A 25,024-nucleotide genomic window follows, 5' to 3' on the forward strand; every position below is an offset into this window, starting at 1 on the left:
ATGCCCGCTTCACTGCGGTCGCAGGGATGAAGGTAACGGGTCCCCATTTTCAGCCAGGAGGCCCTTTTGATTTCCAGCCTCCGGCGATGAAAAATCAGTTTTTTTTTCTGGATTCCATTTCAGCCTCCAGCAGATTTTTGCGTTCCGTCCATTTGCGGGTCTTCTCCATGGCCTTGACCCTCTTTTCTTCATCCGGTGCTTTTTCGAGTTCGTTTTTTCCCTTGGATATGTTAGACTTGGCATTACCCAGCTGCTTGGACAGTTCCAGATCCGTCAGGGAGGAGATTTCCTGTTTCTCCCTGGCCTGCCGCATGGCCTGCGCCTTTCCGAGGATTTCTCCGTTATTCTTATAATACTCCAACTCTTCCCACATTTGGCGGTTCTCCAGGAAGTTCTCCACGGCCGTTTTAGCCCAAAGGTAAGTCTCCCCGGTGGCCACGTCATCCGGTGTCTCGACCAGCATGCGGTGGCTTTCCCGATAGAGATCATAAGCGGAGAACATGTCCGCTACGAGCACCTTGAGTTCGTCCGGACAGTCAGGTTGTCTCAGGAATGGAAACTCCTCCCGGAAGCGGATGGCCTTACGGACGGTTTCCGGTGCCTCCGAGTACGTGCTTTGTGCGTTTTCGAGTTCTTCCTTCAGACCCCGCACCTGTTCCATATCCGGACTTTGGGAGAGCCGCTCTTTTACAAAATCGTCGCTTACCAGTTTTTCCACCGTTACCCCCAGGCGTGAGGCAAGGGCGATAAGCAGGTCGTCCGCATACATCCTGACAGGGACGGGGCTGACAGGCTGTTCCGCCTTCGACGGAATATGGTGCGCCTTCCTGTGCATGCCGGCAAATTCCGCCTCGCTCATGCCGGAAAGCTTGCGCAGCTCCTCGATAAGGGTTCCCCTTGTCATCTCACACTCCCCGATCTGCCGGAACTTGGCCTTCAGCATGCGGTTGGGACCGAACTGCTCATACAGGGCTACCCCTTGGGAGTAATCACGCGGTCCTTCTAAATAGGAAATGATTTGCTCTTTCATTGAATTGAATTTTAAATGATACGCCGTAAAGATACCCGATACCGGCTGCGGTACAAAGGACTGAAAAAAGGCAATTGCCTTGCCCCGTAAAGGGAAAACAAGGCAATTGCCTGAAAGTGGAATGGTCTTGATATCAGACCATCATACAATCCTAAGGGCATTAAACCTCGAATCTCGACTGTTCCACACACTGGATGGCTCCCCCGCCGGTATCGAAGGCCTTGAAAGTAATCTGGCTGCCCGGTGAAGCGGTGAACGTCTTTCCGTTTTTCAGCATGAAGGCTGTCTGTCCTGCCTTTTCGATTGTAGGAGCTACGCCGGACACCACCCCGAGCAGGGTGAACAGGTCGCCGTGTTTGGCCCCCTTAATGGTAGCGATCTTGGCCGCTCCGGCGCTTAGCTGGTACTGCCCGCGGCCTTTAAAGGGAATTTCCGTTGCCGATGCGGGAACAGTCGCCACCGGCTCTTCGTGTGGGATGGTGCCTTTATAGATACCGATATCGTCTCCTTTGCTTATCTGCGTGAAGGTGAACTCCGAGGCGTTGCCGTCTTTATTTCCGGTATAATTGACCGACATTTCCAAAGGGTTGCAAGGGGAACCCAGGATATCCGGATCCTGCCCGTTGCAGTATTGCAGGATAGCTATGCAGTGGCGTCCCAGCCAGTTGGTCTTGAACTCACGAACCTCCTGTTTGTTACCCGGATGTTTTCCCTTAACCGAAGGGGTGAAGCCCTTGGCGTCGGTTTCCCCTTCACCGTTGGAGCTCAGCTCCACAGTACCGGGAGTTAAATACAAGTCCGTGGAGTAAGCCGACGGCTTTACCACGATGTCACCCTCCAGCACCACTCCGGCACCGTCACGGGGAGGGAAATAGACCAGATCGTCGATGTCGATCAGGGTGAGCACGTCTTTGGGGTTGATACCGTTTCCGGGATTGCCCACCGGTCTGGGAACGGAAGTCTTAACGTAATTATTCATATATCTCGATTTTTAAGTGATGAAAAACCAGGGGGGATCTCCCCCCCTGGTGATAAATTATCAGCCGCGGGCCACTTCATAGAATTTTCCGTCATCAGCTTTTACCAGCCTGATGAATTTCCCCGTACCAAGGGTCATCTCTGAGGTAAGCACAAAGTTGCCTCCCGCAGCAATCGTGCTGGCATTCTTATCCCCATTTCCATGAATGGTATAGGTCTTGCCGGGAACAGCGTCAGTAAAATTCGTTATTGCGGTAGGAGTTGTGTTGGCTCCCGTTACGAAGACGTCACCTCCCTGAAGCGATGGGGTTGCTTCATTATCCGGGAATTGCAGGGCTCCCGTAGCTCCCGTCTCACGGCCCAGTTCGATGAATTTCCCGTCTTGGCGTTTCATCAGGCGGATCATATCGCCTTTCTTGGGTTCCCAAGCCGCGGAGATCAGGTCGAATTTACCGCTCTTGTCAATCTTTACCCCCTTGTTCACGCTTCCGCATTTCAGGGTAATGACACTTCCGACCTCGGCATTCTCAATGTCGGTAATTGCCAAAAGGTTCGTATTGCCGGCCGTCACGATCGAGGTATGGGAGCCGGCCGATGGCTGGGCGTCCTTGTCAGCTTCCACGAAATAGGAAGCCGGGCGGTCGTACTCGTTGCAGAAGATCATCTGACGGGTATAGTCCATATCTTCCTTTTTAGTGTATTTGAATCCGACGGCATAAGCCCACACGGACTCTTTCCAGTTACTCCATACCTTCAGCGTCCAGTCCTGCTGCTCGATGTTGAACCGGGTCATTTCGCCGCTCTGGTGCTCGAACAGGTGTATGTTACCCTCCATCGTCCAGAAGATGCGGTGGTGGTTGTCAGCGTTGGGAACCGGTATAAGCTTCACGGACGGATACTCCTTCACAAACATGATACCTGCCTTATAGTCCTGGTTCTGACCATAGTGCATCTCATTGTATTTATGGTACCACACGATCATGTGTGAGGGCATATACAGGGCCAGGGAACCCGAGTCGCGCAGGACCGCAGGAATCATGGAGGTGCCCAGGTAGATCTTCTCACCGATATTTTCAGGAGAAAGGGTACCCAGTTCAAAGGGTTTTACCTGGTAAACCAGTTTGCCGTTATTGATGTCAATGTGTCCGTTCACCTTCTTGTTGAGGAATTCGTACAGCCCGTCGGCAGCCTCCATCGCACGTCCGGGCTTGTTCAGGTCCGGTTCTTTACGGACGCCGTTAATACGTCGCTGTTCGCGTTCATTGTGCAGCTTTTTGGCAGTCTCGGCCAGAATGTACTCGATGAACGACCATTTGATGACCTGCGACCCTTCCTTGTTATAAGAACCGATCCATGATTTTTCAAGTGCCTTGAGGTCTTTGAACTTATGCGCGAACATGACGCTCGACATGCGCAGCGTTTCATTGTCGAACTCGTAATTACCTTTCGTTACATTGTCGAAATCACTGGCGGTATTGTCAGCCTGGGAGAACTCACCCAACCAGATGTTTGTCAGCACGGCCAGGTCCTGATATCCCGATTCCAGCGGGAAAATACTCTCGATGGAAGGAAGCAGGGTCAGGAAAGACTGTAAACGCTCCTGCCAGGGGATGCGGTAGAAGGCTCCCAGGTCCTCTTTCAGGCGGGAGTAATCGATCGAACTGGCAGTGGGCACCTGAACGGTCAACCCCTTGCGGTAAAGCATCTCTGCGCGCAGGCGCTGGTTATAAGGGCGGTCCATTGCGAACATCTCCCCCGAGAGGCCGCCCAGTTGTTTTTCGTCATCCCAATTCATGACAATGTCTTTAGCGTCCGGTTCCAGACGTGCATGCTGGGAGCCCTTCCCCCCGTCCTGCTCCGCAAGGCCGGAAAGGGTCTGAATCTTGGTCTGCAAACCGGTGATTTCTGTTTGTTTGGCGGATACCTCCTGTGAAAGTTCCCCTTTCTCTTTGGTAAGCACAGCGATTTCCTCCTGGGCCGTAACCAGCTTGGCAGTCATATCAGCCAGTAATCCTTGTATTACTGCGTTGGAGGTATTGGGGTCAGGACCACTGCCTTTCGTGCCCGACTCCCCGTCCTTGCGGGAAGAATCCTCCGGGAATCCATCCTTCAGGGCCTCACAAAAACCATTGATAAAGGTGTCATTGAAATTCAATGCCTTAAGTTTCTGCTTTTGCTCTTCCAGTAACGCGTCTTTCTTGTCGGCGTCCTTACTCCAGGCCTCGATACCCAGAATGGCCTTTACGGCCGGAATGAATGATGCGAAATAATTTTTCATAAACAAATTTACTTTTATAGTGAGTATTAAATCATCTTGTTAGCCCGCTTTACGGTTTTCTGGGCGGATACCCACAGGATGGCATCCTCCAGGCTTCCGTAGGCATCCACATACCCCTTGGCCAGTGCCGTATCGGCAAAGAAAGTCTGCCCTCTGAACAGGGGATCCTGCGCGTCATACTTCACTCCCAGATTTCGGGCGATGGTCTGTGCAAAAAGATGGTGGTAAAACGACAGGTTCTCTTTAATTAAGGTGTCATCCTGCTTTTCTTCCTTGTCGCGATAGGCGCGGTTCTTCAGGTCCGCACTGTCGGGGTAAATGTCCTCGATCTCAATCCCCATTTGCGCGTAATACTCCTTGAAGCTCTGGAAAGTGTAGACCACCCCGCAGGAGCCGATTTCATCCATGGGCGAGGAGACGAATCTGCGTGCGCATGCGGAAACGAACCAGAAATGCGCCGAAGCGCATACGCCCGTGATATAGGCCACTATGGGTTTGGGGGACTGCCGTATAAGCTTTTCCAGGACATCCACACGCGTAATCATACCTCCGGGCCCGTTCACAAACAGAACGACACCCGATATGCGGTCGTTGGCTATCGCGGCGGAAATATATCTCTCCAGCCGGTAGGTCTCCCAGCTATACAGCACGCCTTCACAGGTAAGCACCACTACCGCTCCTTGAGGGAGGGAGGCGTCATCCAGTTCCCATCGGTCGGCTACATAGGGGACGGCGGCATAGGCCTCTATATGCTTGGCCCCCAGATATTGTTCCACCGACGCTAGGTTGCCGTTTTTCAGACCGGGCAACAGAATGGAAAGGAGCTGGTGGTATCTCCTTTCCTCAATGGCCCACTTATCGAAAAAAAATTGCTGAATCTTATCCACGGTTTCTTTTTTAATGCAAAAGAAACCTTTTGCAAATCCTTTAGAAAGGACTGTGATAGGCCTCGATATAAACCTGCTTACCGGATAACTTGCACTGGTATTTGCCCGAAACAATGGAAAAAGTAAGTTTAAGTGGTGTTTGCGGGCTGCCTGAAACAATACGCTCTCCCGCTTCATTCGTATAAATGGCCACCAGGTCCTGAAGGCTCAAGGCAGATAACAACTCCTGGCTGTCCGGTCCTGTCAAGGCAACCTCGAACGTATGCCCTACATTATAATATATAGTTCCTGAATCCGCCTGCTCGGATTCGACTCCGGGAGTGAATGATCCCGGAATAACAGGAATGCGATAAGAACCATCCCGCACGGCAATAAAAGCGCGCGGCAGGATGACTGCAAAATCACTGATACACTCCACCGGAACCAACTCCAGATCACAAACGGGGGTATAGGGTCTTTTTATTGTTTTCATATTGTATAACTTATTGATTTTCAAATACTCCGCATTTTTCCGTCAAAAATACGTCAAAATTCCGTCATTTTTCCGTCAATTTTACCTCCTAAAAAGGACAATTAACTACGCTTGGTAGGTGAAATATATGCTACTTTTTCTTGTAGGGCCGCTTAAGGCTGGAACGTCTTACCCGGTCACGCCAACGTTGGTAGTCTTTCAGAAGAGCATCCTCGCTTAAGCTGTCAATGCAGTACTTCTTCATAAAGCAGTGGACTGACTGAAGCTGGTCGATACCGAACCGGTGCTTGTTCTCGTCAATAAAGTCATGGAGCTCGGCGCGCATCATCAGCTTTAGCTTCTTATTGATGATACCCTGGCTGCGCTGGCCCAGATAGTTGAAACGCTCCGGGGATTTGCCACCGGGGACGTCACCCTGCCTGCGGTCCGGCAAGACGATCTCAAGATTGCCATTATCCCGGGGACAGTTAACCGGGCGTTTTTCCAGCAGGTTATAAACCAGATGGTATACATCCAGATGGTCCGCAAAGCGGACGGGCATGCTGCCTTCCGGATCGGAAGAATATTTGGCGTAGCAATATTGAGCCAGGTGCGGCTCTACTGTTATTTTCGTGGTTATCATAAGTTGATGTTTTTTTTACTTGTTTCTTAATTTAATATAACCCATTTCTTCCAGGGTCTGTAGTTCCTTCATATCCTCCGGCCTCACATCGGCGGGAGTTTCACCGTTAATGGTCATACCATCGGGAAGCCTGAATCTGTCACGGATCCGGCGGCGATGGTGGACGGTGGATTTCTTCTGCCAATAGATGACGACTTTCATGGTTTACAAGGAGGCTTTGGCCTTTACACGGGCCTGATAGACATTGTAATCACACAGGTATCTGCCGACAGATTCCGCCGCCGCTTCCACTCCGGGAGGATTGTTGCCGAAGAGTAAGTTGATGGCATCCGGATCACCGCCCCAGGCCTTCCATAAGGCTATCGGGTCATATCCTGATGGCAGACAGGGGAAAAACTCCAAAAAAGCATTAAAGTCGGCCTTGGCCCGTTCACGTTTCACGGCTATACCCTGTACGCCCAACACAATACCGGCGGCAAAATCCTCCGTTCTGGAAAAGCCTTTTTCCACAGCCCGGGCCATCCGCTCTGTCTCTTTGCGAATGATCACTTCACGGCGTTCCTTGCAGAAATCCGATAGGGCGACCATGACCGCCTGATTGTTTAGGCTCTTTCCCCAGACAAGCTGCCCACAACTTCCGTTCTTAAGGCGGGTAAAGAAAATGCAGAGCTCGGCCAGGTTCAGGAACCAGTATCCTGAAAGTATCGCCAGCGCGGTTTCCGCCATCTGCTCGCGGCTCAATTCAACGCCGGCGTACTTCAGAACGGATTCCAGATGGCTTGTGATAATCCGAACGGATGTCGAATTACCGAAGACCACACCCACATCAGCCAATGTAGGGATTTCTCCGTTTGCGGCGACATCGTAAAGTGGGGCGCCCATGTTCAGTTGGGCAATTGTCCCGCCCCATTCATCCACCAATTGAGAGGCCGTCGATCCAGTTTTTAACGAGATCTGGAGAGGCGTCAGCTCCTTCTTTCGGACACAGGGTTTCTGTAACTGAGACGGGCTCAGAACCGCATGCAGGGTGGTTTTTACTAGTTCTACTTCCATCTTTTTTTAATTTTTCAAGTTCAATATTCAACCAGTTTGCAAAATGCGACATGGCGTCCTTGGGTGACTTGACTATTTCCCCTTCATTCTGGAGTTTACGGAAGAACCTGTCCAGAAAGCCATAAAACAGCTCCGGGGTAAAATCCGGATAATCCAGACGGATGTTCATGCAGAATTGCTCCATCCAGGGGATATTCGCTTTCAGCTCCCCGTAACACTCGGTTAAAGACTTGTCTGAAAAAAGTCTGATTCCGGAAATGCCTCCTTCACGCGCGTGAGGAGGGGGAGATATTCTTTCCTTTACTTTACTTTGTGTACTTTTGCATGCAGAAACTCGGTTGGGCTGGGTTTCTGCATACAGAAACTCGGTTGAGGAGGGTTTCTGTATACAGAAATTCGATTGAATGGGGTTATTGCATACAGAAACCAGATATTCGGGAATATACTCAAATCCTTCACGTCTGGAAACGGCGCTTTTGAAGCGGTTTTGAATACCGTTTGAGGTAAGGATCCTGTATTGGTCGAACAATGACTTGTCGAAGAATCCCACTTGCACGGCTTTCTTTACTACTTCCTCTACTGCGCCCTCGGTGGTACCAATGGTGTCAGCCACCACAAAAGGCAAATCTTCATCCCACTCGATGTAATACCCTTTATCTCGATAGATATTACACAGCAGGCAAATTAGTATGGAGGTCGAAGCCGGACCGCAAGCCTTGGAGATTCTACGGACTTTAATGTCCGAAAAGAAATCCACATCAAGGGAAAAGTATTCAATACCTTGTTTCGTTGGTCTTGCCATAATAAAACGGGTCTGGGTAATAGTTGCGTTATTATTTATTCCAATGCGTTATTTTATTCCGTCAAATCTACGTTTTCGATCTTCCGATGTCTCAGAATCGCACGGTTGCCGGGAATAATACTTGGTATCAGCACCACAGCATTTTTTCGCTTTCTTTCCAGAGCCACAAGGGCACACTTTATTTCTACCTGTCTTTTGGGCTATTAATCCTGTAAATCCGTCTTTCGGGATTAACACAGAAACCATTCTCTTTTCTTTCATATCTGTTATGTTATTAGCTAAATTTGACTCATAGTATCTGCAAACTCTTTTTCAAAGTCAAGTGATTCACCGGAAACATTTGCAAGTGTTGCTCTAAGCATAAAATTTCGAAAGGCTATTTGACATTTCTCTTTTGTTTCCTGCTTTACCATTTCTGCAGCTTCTAAGGCATGTTTTTGTGCTATGACATCGATATACTCATAGTAGCCACCTGCTTTATCTGTACGCTCTGAAATAAATTGCTGTACTTTTTCTGATATTGTTATTTTGCTCATTTCTGTTCTGTATTGAATTAATTTACATTGCTAATTTAGGTTCTGAAAGAGCCTCTTTCAAGCGATTCACTCCTGCATCATAGAACTCTTTATCAATCTCAAAACCAATAAACTTTCGATTTGTATTTACGCATGCAATAGCCGTTGAGCAACTTCCCGCAAATGTATCTAAGACTACATCACCGGGGTTAGTCGTAAGAGCAAGTATACGTTCTAGCAACCTTACAGGCTTTTGAGTAGGATGTATTGCGGAATAATGGTCTCTCACAGCCTTAATAATAGATTTCTCATTTAATCCAAATTCCATCGATTGCATCACGTTACAGCATCTGTCGCCTGTTTTACGCTTATCTGAGTTGATTCCGAATTTTGTGAACTGATCGCATTCAATGCGATCAGTTCGAATGATTGATTTTTCGTTCATGCCATGCTCTAACCCTCGCATTACGGAGACACATCTATCTTCTTTAGTAATATCAGATGATATTGATATGTTGTTTGCTTCCCATCTGTCAGATGTATCTCGGCAATTATTTTCTAAAAAATTATAAACAGCCTCCATTGATTTAGATTGCGTAAAAACTGAACGCAGGCGTTTTATATCCTGAATTATTCCGTGAATATCATTTTTTTTCATTTCCAAATAAGGCACTTTACACTTATTGATTGTTGCTTTAGGCATCCCGTGCATGGATATTGTTTCATGCACGCGAGACATACGCATCAATGGAGATGTGCAATGTCCTTTATCCCATATAATTTCCTCTTTGAACGCAAATCCTAAATCCGCAAGAATTGTGTTCCAGCGGTAGAATGAAGTTCCACGTCCGAATAGAACTACAAAACCAGTCGGCTTGAGAACTCTCTTAAATTCAAGAAATAAAGTTTTCTCATCAAACGGACGATCTAACTTTTGATTCTTCAAATACAAATAAGGTGGGTCAGTTAAAATACAATCTATACTTGTATCAGTGATTCGTTTTATACCATTATGACAGTCTTCGTTATATATCTTATTTAATTCCATTTTATTCCTTTCTATTCGGTTATGATTCTGATAAATATCTTATAAGATCATCCTTGTCTCTAAAAAGTTTTTTATCCCATTGTGGATAATTGTTTCTCGGCACACTTAATCCGTCAGAAAGTTTGTATACCATAAAAAAACTGCGATCTGTATAGGATATTTCAATAGTAATTTTGCTTATAGTGGAATGACAGATATTGTCTCCACTTAGATAGCATACACTATCACCTACATTAAACTCTGTATCTATATTCATATCTTATTTTTTCTAATCTAAACTTCGGTCAATAAAGAGCGCGCCAAGAGATAAAATCAAAGTGTCGAATTTTAAAATTATCATATAGAAAGACGCGCTCCTTGCTTTTTATTTCTATTTTTGCCATTGTCGAATTTTAAAAATTATCACCATGAAAAAATTTATTGAAGTTTCAACAGAAAATGGCAAATTTCTTGTGAATGTTAACACTATCAGTTGTCTGTACACTATAAAAGACGGCCGTACGCGCATTACACTCACAGCGCCGTCGTCCAAGGGGGACATCTTTATTAACGCTCAAGAATCTTACGAAGAAGTTAAGGCTTTGATTAAGGCTGCTCTTTAACCCACTTGTAGATCTCGTTGGCGGCATCGATAGCCTCTCCGCGAGATAATTCGTTTGCTGCCAGCGTTATGCACCATTTGCGCAATTTCATATCTTTGCGCTTTCTCAAATACCGGATAATTTTTTTTATCATAATCGTAATTTTAAAATTTAACAAGTTTATTTTCTGAAAAACATATCTCCGCTTATGGATCTGGCGGTATCATCACCCGTTAACCGTATGTACCGGAAGAAGTTATGCTCACTCCGGTGTCCGGTGAGTTTCATGATCTCCAATGTTTTCATGCGGCCGGTCAGATACATATTCGTGGCAGCCGATCTCCTGGCGGTATGACTGCTGATTAACTCCCATTTCTCTTTAGTTACCGTATGCAGTTTCCCGCCTTGGGTAAATGAATAGGAAACTTTGTCAGTCAAGCCTATTTCACGCATGATCACCTTAAGATATTTGTTGAAGTGCTGGATACATAGCCCTGTCGGAATATCCCCGTCGTACTTCTCAAATATCTCTTTGACATAATCATGTGCAGGAACCTTTACATCCACATTCGTTTTCCTGGTACGCTTGACTATGAAACATCCTTGCAGGTTGTCTTGGGTCAATGTCGAGTAATCCGAATACCTCAGGGCGGTCAGACAACCGATGACAAACAAGTCCCGGATTCGCTCCTTGGCTTTGCGCTTGTCCTGTTTGGCGAACTTGTAATAGTAGATACGGGTGATCTCGTTCATACTTAAAAAAATCGCATTCGTTGGCTCTTCTTTCATGTCAATTTCATCATAAGTGGTATCCACGGCGTAGTTATATTGCGATGCCCGCCGGATAAGCGACTGGAGCTTCTGGATATATCCTACAATCGTATTATGTCGTAGCCCGCAATTCTCAAGATAGATTATGAAGTCATCCAGAAACTCGGCTGTAACCGAATTGGTGAAAATATCACAGTCGTATTCTCTCGAGAAATTGTCTACGTGCTTTATGATGGCATCATAGACTGCGGCATAGTGTGCAGACTTTCGTCTGGAACGCTTTTCAAGCATTTCCTGGGCAAACGAGGTAAAATGGATGCCTTCCAGTGGTTTGCTCTGGCGAAAATGGTTGATATAGTCCTTTCTGGGTTTAACCTCGCAAGCAGGACTGACAAGGGTAAGCATGACTCGAGGCGTTTTATGCTGTTGAACCGTATGGGTACACATCCACAATAGCCGTTTCCGTAACCGCTCCTATCTGATAATCGGCCATAGTGCCTTTCATTCCCTCGTCCAGCTTCCTCACGGCGTCACGCAGGTCGGCGGCCTGTACCAGCACAAAGGAGGCGGTTTTCTTCTCGGCGCCGCTCTTTTCGTCCAGGGTGATAAAAAAGAGCCTGCATTTAAACCAGCGGTCCGCCGCTTCTTCATCACTGACAAAAAGTTCGCTGTAATTGGCGCGTTTAATGTCCGATACCGTAAACTCTCCTGTTATAAACGGGGTTACCTCTTCAATAATGCGTGCTTCCGCTTCCGTAAAACTCAAAGCGTCTACCAGATAGGACTCGGTAACTTTCTGAATCATTCCGTTCTCCATCGTCTTTTCGTAGCGGATCTTGCATTCAAACCAGGTATGCATTGCCATATCATTCGATTTTTAATTGCTGTTTATTTCTTTGGTATACTGAAGCTTTCAGTGATTTGCATCTCCTGCACTCGGAACTGAAAGTAAAGTATACCTTCTCTCCTCTCTTCAGGGTTCTGGGATAAAACCGGTGAACGCCATACCACTCACCGCAAACGGAGCACCGTTTCATCACGCGACCGTCGGACAAGGTGCGATAATTGCCTCTTTCCCGCCGTCGGACCAGCTCGCAGCCGGCGCACTCTTCATCCGTGAGCTTATACCTCCTGCAATGGGACAGGGATTTCTTTCCGCATTTGGCGAATGCCTTGCAATCGATACGGGGGATGGTCTGGATGATATTCATAAGCTGATCATTTTAAGCCTCCCGCTTCGGGGGAACCGAATCCCGGGGACTTCTCCCCGGGGAGTGGTTTGCAAAATATAAAACTTAACCGGGGCACACTCCCGACGGCATCCTTTAGTACCGGCATTGGTTATTGTTTAACATGTTTCCTGCATTTAAGCAGGACTCCTTTTATGATGATCGCCCGGTCCGTTGAGATCGTTCCCTCTTTGGACCGATGCAGTAGCGTACCTTTTTTGATTCCTATATCGTTTTCGCTCAGATGTTCAAAAATGGCGCTGAGCGAACCGAAATAGTAGTTCTTCTTTTTGAAGATCAAATGCACATGTATTACTTTCATGTTCTCAAAAGTTCCATATATGTCATATTTGGTCGTTTTCCGCAGATTCCATCCGCTCTATCTCTTCCAGGCAACGGAGCCATCCGGGAAACCCGCCGAGGTTCTTGTCATCGATGTAGATATTGGCGTATATCTTGCCGGATCCTTTCCCGTACCGCTTTATATTTTCCGGGCAGTGGTCGTTCACCCTGTCAAAGGGAATGTTGTGCTCCAGTAGCCAGTTGATTGCATCAAGCAGGTTCTTTCCGCTACGGCAGGTCCAGATAATGATATAGTGGCCTCTTTCGTGCAATTTGCGCAGCACTTCACCGGCATACGGTTGTTCCCCCAGGATATCGGGAAAGCTGCTTCGCGCAATCGTTCCGTCAAAGTCAACGGCCAGGATCATGACGCCCTCCTCCTTTTCTTTTGGGACATGGCCGTGTCTTTTCTGTCAATATAACCACCTCTTTGGCGCAGTATTTCTCTTATCTCCTTTATAGATTCCTCTTCGAGGATACTGTTCAGAGCACGGAATTTGCCGGATATTTTCCCGCTTTTCAGGCAACCCGGATCATCCGCTATCTTCTTTTTAAGACTGAGAGGTGCTTCTTTCAGTTTCTCAATGGTATATGCTATCCGGTCTTTGCCGTCGAGTTCGGGGCTCGGATGGCGGAATCTGATATTCAGCAAGAGGCTTTCTACCACATCTGTTTCCCTGACGAGCCTTGCGCATTCGTCCAGACCCTTTTTTCCGGGTATGACCATCTCCCGGATTCTCTCGATATGCGGAGCCAGCATAAATTTGGCTTCCAAGGGTGTTATCTGTAGCACATAGGCCACTTGTATATGATTCACTAACATGGGTGCTCCTTTCCTGTTTATGGTTAATAATCTTTTGAATCGTAAAATCCCTGATTGCGCAGGTACTCCTTCACCACATCGGAGGAGGAAGCCCGCCCGCCGATCCGGTCGTGGATATATTGGTACTTCTCCATGGACATGCCCGAGAGGACGGCATCGTTACGCTCTACATTTCCGGCATAGATACAGCCGGCAATGGTCGTTATCGTAATGATTGCGATAATGATATGTTTGGAAAGCTTATTCATGTTTGTCATCTTGTTCTTCATTTAATGGGTTAAGCTCTTTTTTGAGAAGGAGCGTCAGGCTCTGTGCTTCCTCGTATCTCTCTTCTTCGATAAGGCTGTTTATCTTTTCCTCCAGAGTCAGGAGGTATATTTTTAAAAGACGGGAGTCTGTTTCGCCTATCTTGCCGCGAAGTCCGGTAAGATCCTGCCTGATCCGGGATTCCAAAGCCCGGAACAGGAATAGGATGGCCCAAAACAGGCCAATGCACAGACACATGGACAGGGCGAGGAAAGTTTCATTCATAATTGTGCCCTCCAGAATCTTATGATTTCCTTACCTTCGTAAAATTTTCGTGCTGACTCACGGCGAAATCCGCATTTTATGCGTCCGCTACTGGTATATTCCCTTAAAGTGTTGCGGTGTATTCCGAGTATTTCGCAAGTTTGGGTTACGGTATAGCGACCGGTGCTGCTTACTGTTGGTTCTTCGGATGTGATCATGACTTATTCCTCCTTGTTTTTAATAATTATATCACAATTTTTTCGGGCTGCAAAGCTTCCGCGTGCAGGAAGCCAAAGGCGGGTGTTGTCACGAAGGTCAATGTTGGGACAGTTCATATTTACGACAGTAGCATAGTCTGACGCCTTTACAGAGGCATGATAGCCTGAAACTCCAACAACGGAATCTCCCTCGGCAAGGATAGTGGAGCTTCCTGCCGCAATGACCATCGAACGTTCACAGGTTATTGCAGAGACCTCTCCAAGAAGGAAAGCGCATGCGCGTCCTTTGATGAAGGCTCGTTCACTTTTCCAGATTACAGCCGTGGCAGTTCCGGAAATATCAACCGCAGTGCCGTCCCATATTAACATATATCCGGATGAGCCTCCGGAGTTACATTTTATGCCGGCAGATAGAAATACGTCCTTAAAATCTTCTGCTATGCCGGGGGAAAGGATACCTTCCTTTGCCAGATATCCGATATCCTTTTTGATAATAGACATAAGAGTTTCGCAGTTTTGAGCCAGCTGTATATCCATATAAAGCCTAGATTCGGACGTCTGGTCAATATTCTTCAGCAGCCTGTTTTTCAGTTCATGAAACTTTGATTCCATATTCTTATCTCCTTAAAAAGCAAAGCTCGAACCTTTCATAGGCCTAATGTGGAAGTTTGCCTATTACTCGGAACGAGCTTTTATCAATGTCTTTACTAACCCTTAAATCTCGCGGAAACTTCCACGCAACCGCGCCACTTTCAAATTCTTATACGAATTGTTGGATAAAAGAAAAAGGCTGGTTATATTTGCGAATGACTAAAGACGAAAATATAGGTGACGAGCGCTCTCGGACAGCCTTTTTTGTATCCGTTTTCGTTTGAGTGATTTGAATACGGGGACAAATATCGGTGATATATTCCCAATAAACAAGATATATCACTGATAATTAACATTAATTTTATTATTATGAACTTTGATTTAAAAGCGTTTAGAAAACGATTTGGTTTAAAACAGGTTGAAGTGGCTCATTTATTCAATTGTGGGCAGAGCAATATTTCAGATATTGAGACTGGAAAAAGAGGGCTTGAAGAGTATCAAACAAGAATTCTCTTCGATAAATATGGAGAAGAGGTAGTTAAAGAGTACTTAATACCTGAGAGTGCCATTCATCAAGGGAATATAAACGGGGATAATATAAACGGGCACAATGTCACTGTAAATAAAGCAGACTTTGATAAACTTATTAGCTTGTTAAACAAAAGGGATGAACAAATAGATAGATTATTGCGTATTATTGAAAATTTAAATAAATAGATTGGGTATGCAATAGCTGAGTGGTATTTGCGAATGACTAAAGACGAAAATATAGGTGACGAGCGCTCTCGGACAGCCTTTTTTGTATCCGTTTTCGTTTGAGTGATTTGAATACGGGGACAAATATAATAGAATATAAACCACTCTCAAAAAAACATTGGTGGTATATTTCCAACTATTATAATTTATTAACCTAATCATCTTATGGATATAATCGACAGAATTAAGCAATATCTTAATCATAAAGGAATTAGTGATTATAGATTTGAGAAAACATTATCCCTATCAAAAGGGTACATAAATAAAGCTAAAAATCCAACCGCGGATATATTAATGAAGATGTGTGGTATATATACCGACATATCTACTGAATGGCTGCTTAGAGGTGAAGGTGAGATGTTGAGGGAGAAAAGAGAAGACCTTGGCCTTCATCGGGCTGAGTCAGCATCTACAGATGAAAACTCTTTAATCTATAAGATGTATAAAGAGAAAGACGATGAAAATAAAACCCTAATCAAGCAGAATGCCGTTTTAGAGGAACGCATCCGCCAACTCGAAGCTGACAATGAATCATTAAGAAGTCAGTCAGGAGCTGATAGGATAACCGATACTTTTTCCGATCTACCATTAGTAGACTACGAAGAAGATTATCCGCCCGTAGAACGTCCTTCAAGTTCCAAACATCCGTTAGCAGGAAAAGCGTGACATTTCTTTGGGTGATTATTGAGAGGTTAAGCAAAGGAAACGATTAAGTTATTAAATGAAATATGGACCAATTGCAATTAATACAAAGCAAAATATATGAGATACGTGGACAGAAGGTTATGCTGGATTTTGATTTGGCGGAAATGTACGGTACTGAAACTAAATATTTAAAACGTTCAGTAAAAAATAATATTAAACGTTTTCCATCAGATTTTATGTTTGAGCTAACGAAGGAAGAATTCGACAGTTTGAGGTGCAGTTTTAGCACCTCAAAAAGAGGCGGGACCCGATATATGCCTTATGCTTTCACTGAACATGGAGTTGCTCAACTTTCTTCAGTTCTTAACAGCGATTTGGCAATTGAGATTAATATTCAAATCATAAGGGCATTTATAGCAGTTCGTCAGTTAATCTCCAATCCTCCGGTTGATAGAGTCGATAAACTGAAAGAAGAAATCAAAGCATTAAAAGATTACATCGAAGAAGCATTTACTGACTACAACGATATAAATGATGATACGCGCATGCAATTGGAATTAATTAATCAAACTTTGGCAGAATTGCAAGCGAAAAAGAAAGCGGAAGAAAAACCTCGTAACCCAATAGGGTTTATCAAACCTAAACACTAAACAATGAATATGCGCTGACACCCAATGAATGGCAAAAGTGCGTAATTCTTAACTTTGAAAAGAGTTCTAGAATAATATAAACCATGTATGATATTGTAGCGCAGAGGCTTAGACTGTTTTTAGCAAAGAAAGATATCACTTGTAAAAAATTGTCGGCTATGATTTTTATGTCAGAGGCGACGCTTAAAGGCAAATTGAATGGTACAAGAACGCTAGATCTTAATACAATAATATCCATTGCAATACGGCTTGAGGATCTTTCTGTTGAATGGCTTCTTCGTGGCGAAGGTGATATGTTTAAATCTAGTTCTGGTGTTTCTATTTTATCTTCATCAGTACCTATATTTACAGGGGAGACCTCGTTTATATACAGTATGTATAAAGAAGAAAGAGAAGAGGTTAAAACTTTATTAAAGCAAAATGGTATATTGGAAGAGCGTATTCGTCAGCTCGAGGATGACAATAGATTATTAAGAGATCAAGTTGTAACAGAATTAAACCTAAATACTAAACTGTAGATTATTATGAGTTTAAATGATCGTTTACGAATTGTTGTAAATGAATTTTTTCATGGGAATAAAGCGGCTTTTGCTCGAGCCGCAAAAATATCGGACCAAAGAGCTTATAGTTGTTTGTCTGTTCGGAGTAATACAGAACCTCCGGCTAGAGTTTTGGAGAATTTAGCTAAGTATCTACCGAATTTAAACGCGACTTGGCTTTTAACCGGAGAGGGAGAAATGATTCAAGATAAATCCACTCCTGAGATGCCGATAACTCTTGTTTCGGTAAATGAATATAAAAGTCGATTGCAGCAAATGGAGGTAAGATTGGAAGCTCTAAGGGCTCAGGTGGTATTAAAAGATAAACTACTAGCCGGACTACTCCGAAAAGTAGAGAACAAGACTAAATAGCTTGAATGATATTTTATTTTGGATCTATCTAGCCCGTATTTTTATTTGCATTATGCTATAGTGTAATATAAGACGTTTTCATGACGACTTTATGTTAAATACTTTGAGTCAATTTATAACCTCAAACAAAAGGGATGGAACAAGGTATATGCCTTTTGCTTTTATTGAGTTGGGCGTAGCTATGCTTTCCTCTATTTTAAACAGTGAAGTTGTAATTGAGATTAACAAAAGATTATATCGAAGAAGTGTTTACTGACTACAATGATATAAATGATGATACGTGCATGCAATTGGAATTAATTAATCAAACTTTGGCAGAATTGCAAGCGAAAAGAAGGCGGAAGAAAAACCTTGTAATCCAATAGGGTTTTATTAAATCTAAATAATGAATAATAAGAGTGTATAATCCTTAACTTTGAAACAAATCTAATAGAATATAAAAGATGCATGATATTGTAACGCAAAGGCTTAATCAATTTTTAGTTGAAAAGAATATTACTTATAAAGAATTATCTGGTATGATTCTTATGTCGGAAACGTCACTTTGTAGAAAGTTGACTGGTTCAAGGAGTCTTGATTTGCATACATTAATATCTATAGTAGCATGCTTGCCAGATGTTTCTTCCGAGTGGCTTCTTAGAGGCAAAGGTAGGGTGTGTAATTCTTCTTCGAGCATTAGTTCCGATGTCTTAGTAGAAGAACTTAAAATGGAAAATAACCTATTAAAACGAAAAATTCAAGTTCTTCAAGAATTGTTGGAGTTTAAGATGGAAAAAATCAGAGCTGAGAATGGTAACATAAAAAAATGATCTAAAAAATGTGCTTAATTGTTTAGTTGTGCTACAGTCAAATTAAATCTAAGTACTAAACTATTATGAGTTTAAATGATCGCTTGCGAGTTGTCGCAAATGGATTAAAAGATAATTTATTGACTAAGTTTATGTTAAAGGATAGATAATAAACCTAAATATGACGGCTAAATTTATTATTATGGTATTGGTATTAGCTTATATCATGGTTATAATCGCTATATCAATTTATTTAATAAAGATAATATGTACTCGTTACAACCAAAACTCAGATCAGATACTCCCTCCTCCCAATATGCACTCTATTCAGGAGAGTGCATCCATGCATTTGGTAAGAATAGGACAGTTGCCTCACCCAGGACCTGGATATTGTTATTACGAATTAGGAGGAATGAGATATCAAGCGCTAACAGGATTTGACATTGGCGTACACGAAGGATATGCAAAAGCAGAGCTTAATAATCGGTATGATAAATATGCGGTTGGAGTCTACAGAGAAGGAGATCACAAATTAATGGGATACGTTCGAAGAGAACAAAATAGAGAGCTTTATGAATTTATGTTAAATAATAATTGTATAGCTAAAGCTAAATTTCGAATATGGATACACCAAGGAGAAATCTATGGAGCAGCTTACATAAAAGAAGAATGGAAATCTTCATTAGGCTTTAAGTCTGACATTAAAATTTAGAAATAAGTCCTTTTGCGTGCAAATTTCATGCAAAAGAATGATCTCTTATTTCTATATAATTGATATATAATATATTATCAGCGTTTTATTTTGCTTTGGGAGCAGGGGGGGCGTGGGTTCGAATCCCGCTACCCCGACAATAAAAAAACACTGGTAATTAAGTTTGCAACTTAACTATCAGTGTTTTTTATTTATCAGATGGATATTAAAAGGATTTAAGTTCTTCTTCAAATTTGGTGGTAAGTTTTCTTTTACTCATGGAATCTAATTCCGTTTTCGGAAGTGTAAGCCCTCGTTTATAGTTGACAAAAAAGCAAGTATCCCGGTTTTCTCCCGAAGAGTCCATCCATGAGGTGAAGAAGCGAATTTTAGAATAAACCATCTGAAAATCAATATCTTTAAAAAGTAAGATTTCTATCCTCAAAAGCTTTGTTTTAACACAGAGTTAAAGCTTGTTCTTTGGATGTGAATAACAAGTTCTTTAAATGCAAAAGACTTATTATTTGCGCACAAGAACCTGACAACCTCCAAAAGGCGTTAACAATGTTAATTGAAGAAAGGTATAAGAGTGAAGATACCGGTCCGGACGGCGCAAATTCACTTCCGAAACTTGAGTTATCTTATTCAGCCGGTGTCTGGTCTTTTTAAAGCAAGCAAAAAGGACAATTATCAACTTGAAAATAAAGAAATAAAGAATTTACCGCCAAATTTGAAGAAGAACCAGGATTTATGATTCTTCAAGAATGAAAATACTGCAAAAAACGCAAATTTTAAAATGTTATCCATATAATTCTACTTATGCCAACCTGTGAAACAGAAAGATGAGAAGCTCCCATTGAAAATTAGCATATCGTACATGCAGCAATTTACACTGATAAACTTAAATGCTTTCTTTCTCTTCTAAAATGGGATACAAGAAGGGAATAATTTGTAGAATAGCCAACCATCTTATATATACCTTTAATTGTTATCTCTCAAATGAATCGGGCTATTGAAATTAGAAAAAGATTTGAAGTTAAGCGTTCTCAATTGACCGATTTGCGGGATAGTGATACTTTATGCGATGATTCTGATATGGTGATATTCATTCATCGCCTGGGATATTATGAGATATTTCAAGATTATAAAGGAAACGATCTTTGCGGTATGCCTGAGATAATTATTGCCAAACTCCGTAATAGTGCTCTTGTTGATGGTTTCTTGCGGTTCAATGGTGAATTGGTTATGTAATTGTTGATGCACATCGTATAATACCAAGAATACCATCTGCGACAGAACGCTTGCACGGCTTTATAGATGGAACTTGTGTTAGTTTTTTCACATTTTCAGATAAAAATCCCGGGTGAGTTCTATATACTTTTCACTATATTGATGACGGGAGGTTTCAGTCAGTAATTCTTCTGTTTCGCATGTCTGTTTGGTGAATCTAAATGAAATTAGAGTTCGTTTGGGCGTTCCGCCGGGCTTGGTTATGATAAAGAGTTGACGTGAAGGATATAGCCCATATTTATGAGCAAGTGTTTTAATTTGCTCACCGACATCCATTGGTATCACTATAGTGAATGCTCCCTCTTGCGAAAGTAGTCCGGATACACCTGCTAATAATTCTTCATATGTCAGGCTGTCGTTGTGACGGGCTTTATTACGTTGTTCGTCAGAACACTTTAATGAAGCGTTAAAGTAAGGAGGATTGGAAACTATTGTATCAAATTTGGATATACCATTTTTACTGCTATAATGTTTAAAATCTTGTTGGATTACCTCTATTCTATTTTTCCAGGGCGAGCGGTTTATGTTTTCTGTTGCTTGGGCAGCAGCGGCTTCATCAATCTCAAGGGCTGTAATGGAAGCTGTACTGCGCTGGGCTAACATAAGTGCCACCAGTCCTGTGCCGGTACCAATGTCGAGAATGCGGACCGAGGATTTTACGGGAGTCCATGCCCCGAGCAGGACGCCGTCTGTACCTACCTTCATGGCACATTTATCGTGCCAAACGGTAAACTGTTTAAACTGAAAATAAGGTTGGCTCATTTAGCTAATAAATAATTAAGTTCGCCAAAAATAGGTAAATATTGTGATATGACATTCCGTCCGTATTATTATTTGGCATTGTTTTTGTGTTTTTATCGAACAGATGTTTTATTCTTAATGAAGAATCGATTAACTTTGCGAACGTTTTATGCTCGCTGATATGACATAAACTAATTTATACGAAATGAAGAAAGAAAGATATTTAAGAGAGATGGATGACCAGAATGATAACGCATTTTCATTGATTGCCGATTTTGACGGAAATGAAGATCAAGTGTTTGATATTAAGGTTGGTGAAACTCTTCCGGTTCTCCCCCTCCGTAATATGGTATTGTTTCCCGGAGTATTTATGCCTGTTTCTGTAGGTAGAAAATCATCTTTGAGATTAGTGAGGGAAGCTGATAAGAAAAAATCCTATATTGCAGTAGTTTGCCAGAAAATGGCAGAAACAGACGAACCGGCATTCGAAGATTTGCATCCAATCGGAACGATAGGTAAGATTGTACGTGTGCTTGAAATGCCTGACCAGACGACAACAGTCATTATCCAAGGGATGAAACGCCTGGAGTTGAAGAACATTACAGAAACACATCCATACCTGAAAGGAGAAGTGAACATTATTGACGAAGAGATACCTTCGAAAGACGATAAGGAGTTCCAGGCATTGGTAGAAACCTGCAAAGACCTAACAATACGATATATTAAGTCATCGGACTCTTTACATCAGGAATCGGCGTTTGCCATCAAGAACCTGACGAATCACATGTTCCTGGTAGATTTTATCTGCACGAACCTTCCATTAAAGAAGGACGAGAAAATAGAATTGTTACGCATCGATTCTTTGCGCGAACGTACCTATCGGTTACTTGAAATTTTGAACCGCGAGGTACAACTGGCCGAAATTAAAGCATCTATCCAGATGCGTGCTCGTGAAGATATTGACCAGCAACAGCGTGAATATTTCCTGCAACAGCAGATAAAAACCATTCAGGATGAATTGGGTGGCGGAGGCCAGGAACAAGAAATAGAGGAAATGCGTCAGAAAGCGGAACACATGAAGTGGAGTCCCGAGGTGCATGAGACTTTTCTGAAAGAATTGGCTAAACTGGAACGTACTCATCCTCAATCACCTGATTACAGTGTGCAGTTAAATTATCTGCAGACGATGCTTAATCTTCCGTGGGGAGTATATACCACTGACAATCTGAATCTGAAGAATGCGGAAAAGACTCTTAATAAAGATCATTACGGTCTGGAAAAGGTGAAAGAGCGTATTCTGGAACATTTGGCGGTACTGAAGTTGAAAGGTGACATGAAGTCTCCTATTATCTGTTTATATGGTCCTCCGGGAGTCGGTAAGACGTCATTGGGTAAATCCATTGCCGCTGCATTGAAACGGAAATATATCCGTATGTCATTGGGAGGTGTGCACGATGAAGCGGAAATCCGCGGACATCGTAAAACTTATATCGGTGCAATGCCGGGACGTATCATCAAAAACCTGATAAAAGCCGGATCTTCTAATCCGGTGTTTATTTTGGACGAGATTGATAAAGTAAGTGCCGATCGTCAGGGAGATCCTTCTTCTGCTTTGCTTGAAGTGCTTGATCCGGAGCAGAATACGGCTTTCCATGATAATTTTCTGGATGTGGATTATGACTTGTCTAAAGTGATGTTTATCGCTACGGCAAACAATTTAAATACTATCCCGGGACCATTGCTCGACCGTATGGAGTTAATCGAAGTAAGTGGTTATATCACTGAGGAAAAAGTGGAGATCGCACGGAAGCATTTAGTGCCGAAAGAATTGGAAGCAAACGGTATGAAGAAAACCGATATCAAGATTCCAAAAGACACCTTGGAGGCTATTATCGAATCATATACACGTGAAAGCGGTGTGCGCGAACTGGAAAAGAAGATCGGTAAGATCCTTCGTAAGTCCGCCCGTCAATATGCTACAGATGGTTTCTTTTCCAAAACCGAAATTAAACCGGCTGATTTGTACGACTTCCTGGGGGCTCCGGAATATACACGTGATAAATATCAGGGCAACGATTATGCCGGTGTAGTGACAGGTTTGGCATGGACAGCTGTAGGAGGTGAGATCTTGTTTGTCGAAACCAGCTTGAGCCGTGGCAAAGGCGGTCGTCTTACTTTAACCGGAAATTTGGGTGAAGTAATGAAAGAGTCTGCAATGTTGGCACTTGAATATATCAAAGCACACGCTTCACTTCTGAACCTGAATGAAGAAATCTTTGATAACTGGAATATTCATGTCCATGTTCCCGAAGGAGCTATTCCCAAAGACGGTCCTTCGGCAGGTATCACAATGGCTACTTCATTGGCTTCTGCTTTGACACAGCGTAAAGTAAAGGCTAACCTGGCTATGACCGGCGAGATTACCTTACGTGGTAAGGTGCTTCCGGTGGGTGGTATTAAAGAGAAGATTCTGGCTGCTAAACGTGCCGGTATCAAAGAGATCATCATGAGTGCCGAAAATAAAAAGAATATTGACGAAATACAGGATATATATCTGAAAGGACTGACTTTCCATTATGTGAATGATGTAAAAGAAGTTTTTGCTATTGCGTTGACCCAGGAGAAGGTTGCCGATGCCATTGATTTATCCGTAAAGAAAGCCAGCCAGGAATGACATTCGAACTACAATATACAGACGCAAAAAGTAATGCCCGTGCCGGTCTGATCACGACAGCCCACGGGCAAATACAAACCCCTATATTTATGCCGGTAGGTACAATCGGCAGTGTGAAAGGAGTACATCAGACTGAATTGAAAGAGGATATTCAAGCTCAGATTATTCTGGGAAATACGTATCACCTTTATTTGCGTCCGGGACTGGAGGTGCTCGAGAAGGCCGGTGGGTTGCATAAGTTCAATGGATTTGATCGTCCGATGCTGACCGATAGCGGTGGTTTTCAGGTGTTTTCTTTATCCGGAATTCGTAAATTGCGTGAAGAAGGAGCTGAATTCCGTTCACATATCGATGGAAGTAAGCATATCTTCACTCCCGAAAAAGTAATGGACATCGAACGTATTATCGGTGCCGACATTATGATGGCATTTGATGAGTGTCCGCCGGGAGATTCGGATTATGAATATGCCAAAAAGTCATTGGGATTGACGCATCGCTGGCTTGACCGTTGTATTCAACGGTTCAACGAGACGGAACCTAAATATGGCTACAATCAGTCTTTGTTTCCAATTGTGCAAGGATGCGTATATCCTGATTTACGTAAACAATCCGCAGAGTATATAGCTTCTAAAGGTGCAGATGGCAATGCCATAGGCGGACTCGCTGTAGGCGAGCCTGTAGACAAGATGTACGAGATGATAGAGTTAGTGAATGAAATACTTCCGAAGGACAAACCTCGTTATCTGATGGGTGTGGGCACGCCGGTTAATATTCTTGAGGGCATTGAACGTGGAGTTGACATGTTCGACTGTGTAATGCCTACCCGTAACGGGCGAAATGGAATGCTGTTTACGAAAGATGGTATCATGAATATGCGTAATAAAAAATGGGAAGCAGACTTCTCTCCTATTGAGGCTGATGGTGCTTCGTATGTGGACACGTTGTACAGTAAAGCATATCTGCGCCATTTGTTTCATGCTCAGGAACTACTGGCCATGCAGATAGCATCTATCCATAATCTGGCGTTTTATTTGTGGTTGGTGGGAGAAGCACGCAAGCACATTATTGCAGGGGACTTTTCAACCTGGAAACCTATGATGGTGAAAAGAGTGTCAACAAGACTATAAA

34 protein-coding genes and 2 pseudogenes are annotated in these 25,024 nt (G+C 43.4%); 12 read left to right on the top strand and 24 right to left on the bottom strand.

What is annotated here, in order from left to right:
• Positions 1-94: 94 nt before the first annotated feature.
• The 13 genes from KO473_RS07905 to KO473_RS23770 form a co-directional block, all read right to left on the bottom strand.
• On the bottom strand, positions 95-904 hold the full coding sequence (locus KO473_RS07905; protein WP_229104957.1) for a hypothetical protein: 810 nt from the start codon (positions 902-904) through the stop codon (positions 95-97).
• A gap of 286 nt (positions 905-1,190) precedes the next feature.
• On the bottom strand, positions 1,191-2,009 hold the full coding sequence (locus tag KO473_RS07910) for a hypothetical protein (protein ID WP_032561366.1): 819 nt from the start codon (positions 2,007-2,009) through the stop codon (positions 1,191-1,193).
• Positions 2,010-2,069: 60 nt separating this feature from the next.
• Positions 2,070-4,286: a hypothetical protein gene (locus KO473_RS07915; protein WP_032561365.1), complete on the bottom strand. Its 2,217-nt coding sequence runs from the start codon at positions 4,284-4,286 to the stop codon at positions 2,070-2,072.
• 26 nt (positions 4,287-4,312) lie between these two features.
• Positions 4,313-5,173, bottom strand: a complete 861-nt coding sequence (locus KO473_RS07920) for a S49 family peptidase (RefSeq protein WP_005793850.1) — start codon at positions 5,171-5,173, stop codon at positions 4,313-4,315.
• 40 nt (positions 5,174-5,213) lie between these two features.
• Positions 5,214-5,645 (bottom strand): hypothetical protein, encoded by a 432-nt coding sequence (locus KO473_RS07925; protein ID WP_005793852.1) that lies wholly within the window; start codon positions 5,643-5,645, stop codon positions 5,214-5,216.
• A gap of 130 nt (positions 5,646-5,775) precedes the next feature.
• Entirely contained in the window at positions 5,776-6,267 is a 492-nt protein-coding gene (locus KO473_RS07930) for a hypothetical protein (protein ID WP_005793854.1), read from the bottom strand.
• A gap of 15 nt (positions 6,268-6,282) precedes the next feature.
• Positions 6,283-6,468 (bottom strand): hypothetical protein, encoded by a 186-nt coding sequence (locus KO473_RS07935; RefSeq protein ID WP_005793856.1) that lies wholly within the window; start codon positions 6,466-6,468, stop codon positions 6,283-6,285.
• Positions 6,469-6,471: 3 nt separating this feature from the next.
• A complete protein-coding gene (locus KO473_RS07940) occupies positions 6,472-6,993 on the bottom strand; it encodes a DUF6633 family protein (RefSeq protein ID WP_231873295.1) in 522 nt (173 codons plus the stop codon).
• A 184-nt stretch (positions 6,994-7,177) separates the two neighbouring features.
• Positions 7,178-8,122 carry a DUF4373 domain-containing protein gene (locus KO473_RS07945; protein WP_005793861.1) on the bottom strand — a complete coding sequence of 315 codons (945 nt, stop codon included), beginning with the start codon at positions 8,120-8,122 and terminating at the stop codon, positions 7,178-7,180.
• 48 nt (positions 8,123-8,170) lie between these two features.
• Positions 8,171-8,383: an SEC-C metal-binding domain-containing protein gene (locus KO473_RS07950; RefSeq protein WP_005793864.1), complete on the bottom strand. Its 213-nt coding sequence runs from the start codon at positions 8,381-8,383 to the stop codon at positions 8,171-8,173.
• A 17-nt stretch (positions 8,384-8,400) separates the two neighbouring features.
• Positions 8,401-8,658 (bottom strand): hypothetical protein, encoded by a 258-nt coding sequence (locus tag KO473_RS07955; protein WP_014299382.1) that lies wholly within the window; start codon positions 8,656-8,658, stop codon positions 8,401-8,403.
• 22 nt (positions 8,659-8,680) lie between these two features.
• Complete coding sequence (locus KO473_RS07960) at positions 8,681-9,685, bottom strand: site-specific DNA-methyltransferase (protein ID WP_032581531.1); 1,005 nt, start codon at positions 9,683-9,685, stop codon at positions 8,681-8,683.
• 19 nt (positions 9,686-9,704) lie between these two features.
• Complete coding sequence (locus KO473_RS23770; RefSeq protein ID WP_005793879.1) at positions 9,705-9,941, bottom strand: hypothetical protein; 237 nt, start codon at positions 9,939-9,941, stop codon at positions 9,705-9,707.
• 151 nt (positions 9,942-10,092) lie between these two features.
• Between KO473_RS23770 and KO473_RS07965 the strand changes: the two genes are divergently transcribed.
• A complete protein-coding gene (locus KO473_RS07965; protein WP_005806135.1) occupies positions 10,093-10,287 on the top strand; it encodes a hypothetical protein in 195 nt (64 codons plus the stop codon).
• 159 nt (positions 10,288-10,446) lie between these two features.
• On the opposite strand, the gene KO473_RS07970 is transcribed toward KO473_RS07965, so the two are convergent.
• The 10 genes from KO473_RS07970 to KO473_RS08015 form a co-directional block, all read right to left on the bottom strand.
• Positions 10,447-11,442 carry a phage integrase SAM-like domain-containing protein gene (locus KO473_RS07970; protein ID WP_005793891.1) on the bottom strand — a complete coding sequence of 332 codons (996 nt, stop codon included), beginning with the start codon at positions 11,440-11,442 and terminating at the stop codon, positions 10,447-10,449.
• 13 nt (positions 11,443-11,455) lie between these two features.
• Positions 11,456-11,902: a DUF4494 domain-containing protein gene (locus KO473_RS07975; RefSeq protein ID WP_005793894.1), complete on the bottom strand. Its 447-nt coding sequence runs from the start codon at positions 11,900-11,902 to the stop codon at positions 11,456-11,458.
• 1 nt (position 11,903) lies between these two features.
• Positions 11,904-12,248, bottom strand: coding sequence for a hypothetical protein (locus KO473_RS07980; protein WP_005793896.1), 345 nt, complete (start codon positions 12,246-12,248; stop codon positions 11,904-11,906).
• Between the two features lie 130 nt (positions 12,249-12,378).
• Positions 12,379-12,588: a hypothetical protein gene (locus KO473_RS07985; protein WP_008768837.1), complete on the bottom strand. Its 210-nt coding sequence runs from the start codon at positions 12,586-12,588 to the stop codon at positions 12,379-12,381.
• 22 nt (positions 12,589-12,610) lie between these two features.
• The gene (locus KO473_RS07990) at positions 12,611-12,976 is read right to left on the bottom strand and encodes a hypothetical protein (protein ID WP_005793898.1); all 366 of its coding nucleotides are present in this window, start codon (positions 12,974-12,976) and stop codon (positions 12,611-12,613) included.
• Positions 12,973-13,431, bottom strand: a complete 459-nt coding sequence (locus KO473_RS07995; RefSeq protein WP_005793900.1) for a hypothetical protein — start codon at positions 13,429-13,431, stop codon at positions 12,973-12,975. Before KO473_RS07995 ends, KO473_RS07990 begins: the two co-directional genes overlap by 4 nt.
• A 23-nt stretch (positions 13,432-13,454) precedes the next feature.
• Complete coding sequence (locus KO473_RS08000; RefSeq protein WP_005793902.1) at positions 13,455-13,688, bottom strand: hypothetical protein; 234 nt, start codon at positions 13,686-13,688, stop codon at positions 13,455-13,457.
• The gene (locus KO473_RS08005; RefSeq protein WP_005793904.1) at positions 13,672-13,962 is read right to left on the bottom strand and encodes a hypothetical protein; all 291 of its coding nucleotides are present in this window, start codon (positions 13,960-13,962) and stop codon (positions 13,672-13,674) included. The genes KO473_RS08000 and KO473_RS08005 overlap by 17 nt, the downstream gene beginning before the upstream one ends.
• Complete coding sequence (locus KO473_RS08010) at positions 13,959-14,159, bottom strand: helix-turn-helix domain-containing protein (RefSeq protein ID WP_005793906.1); 201 nt, start codon at positions 14,157-14,159, stop codon at positions 13,959-13,961. The genes KO473_RS08005 and KO473_RS08010 overlap by 4 nt, the downstream gene beginning before the upstream one ends.
• Positions 14,160-14,162: 3 nt before the next feature.
• Positions 14,163-14,771, bottom strand: coding sequence for a hypothetical protein (locus tag KO473_RS08015; RefSeq protein ID WP_005793908.1), 609 nt, complete (start codon positions 14,769-14,771; stop codon positions 14,163-14,165).
• A 348-nt stretch (positions 14,772-15,119) separates the two neighbouring features.
• Here KO473_RS08015 and KO473_RS08020 point away from each other — a divergent pair, with 348 nt between their 5' ends.
• The 9 genes and pseudogenes from KO473_RS08020 to KO473_RS08055 all read left to right on the top strand — a co-directional run.
• Complete coding sequence (locus tag KO473_RS08020) at positions 15,120-15,467, top strand: helix-turn-helix transcriptional regulator (protein ID WP_005793909.1); 348 nt, start codon at positions 15,120-15,122, stop codon at positions 15,465-15,467.
• Positions 15,468-15,671: 204 nt separating this feature from the next.
• Positions 15,672-16,172 carry a hypothetical protein gene (locus KO473_RS08025; RefSeq protein WP_005793911.1) on the top strand — a complete coding sequence of 167 codons (501 nt, stop codon included), beginning with the start codon at positions 15,672-15,674 and terminating at the stop codon, positions 16,170-16,172.
• A gap of 62 nt (positions 16,173-16,234) precedes the next feature.
• Positions 16,235-16,801, top strand: a complete 567-nt coding sequence (locus tag KO473_RS08030) for an ORF6N domain-containing protein (protein ID WP_005793913.1) — start codon at positions 16,235-16,237, stop codon at positions 16,799-16,801.
• An 83-nt stretch (positions 16,802-16,884) separates the two neighbouring features.
• Positions 16,885-17,319 (top strand): hypothetical protein, encoded by a 435-nt coding sequence (locus tag KO473_RS08035; RefSeq protein ID WP_005793915.1) that lies wholly within the window; start codon positions 16,885-16,887, stop codon positions 17,317-17,319.
• A gap of 6 nt (positions 17,320-17,325) precedes the next feature.
• Positions 17,326-17,712, top strand: a complete 387-nt coding sequence (locus tag KO473_RS08040) for a hypothetical protein (RefSeq protein WP_005793917.1) — start codon at positions 17,326-17,328, stop codon at positions 17,710-17,712.
• A gap of 64 nt (positions 17,713-17,776) precedes the next feature.
• Positions 17,777-18,088, top strand: a pseudogene (locus KO473_RS23395) (ORF6N domain-containing protein); the annotation flags it as partial.
• A gap of 67 nt (positions 18,089-18,155) precedes the next feature.
• A complete protein-coding gene (locus KO473_RS08045; RefSeq protein ID WP_005793920.1) occupies positions 18,156-18,521 on the top strand; it encodes a hypothetical protein in 366 nt (121 codons plus the stop codon).
• Positions 18,522-18,681: 160 nt separating this feature from the next.
• Positions 18,682-19,212 (top strand): HIRAN domain-containing protein, encoded by a 531-nt coding sequence (locus KO473_RS08050; RefSeq protein ID WP_005793922.1) that lies wholly within the window; start codon positions 18,682-18,684, stop codon positions 19,210-19,212.
• Between the two features lie 948 nt (positions 19,213-20,160).
• Positions 20,161-20,430, top strand: a pseudogene (locus KO473_RS08055) (DnaB-like helicase C-terminal domain-containing protein); the annotation flags it as partial.
• Positions 20,431-20,529: 99 nt separating this feature from the next.
• Here the strand turns inward: KO473_RS08055 and KO473_RS08060 are convergent.
• Positions 20,530-21,243, bottom strand: a complete 714-nt coding sequence (locus tag KO473_RS08060) for a tRNA1(Val) (adenine(37)-N6)-methyltransferase (RefSeq protein WP_005777798.1) — start codon at positions 21,241-21,243, stop codon at positions 20,530-20,532.
• Positions 21,244-21,427: 184 nt separating this feature from the next.
• Here KO473_RS08060 and lon point away from each other — a divergent pair, with 184 nt between their 5' ends.
• Together lon and tgt are read left to right on the top strand one after the other, a co-directional pair.
• A complete protein-coding gene (gene lon, locus KO473_RS08065; RefSeq protein WP_005806104.1) occupies positions 21,428-23,896 on the top strand; it encodes an endopeptidase La in 2,469 nt (822 codons plus the stop codon).
• Positions 23,893-25,023 carry a tRNA guanosine(34) transglycosylase Tgt gene (gene tgt / locus KO473_RS08070; protein ID WP_005806101.1) on the top strand — a complete coding sequence of 377 codons (1,131 nt, stop codon included), beginning with the start codon at positions 23,893-23,895 and terminating at the stop codon, positions 25,021-25,023. The genes lon and tgt overlap by 4 nt, the downstream gene beginning before the upstream one ends.
• The last annotated feature ends 1 nt before the right edge of the window (position 25,024 follow it).

The sequence above is a fragment of the Bacteroides sp. HF-4919 genome, from assembly GCF_018860125.1.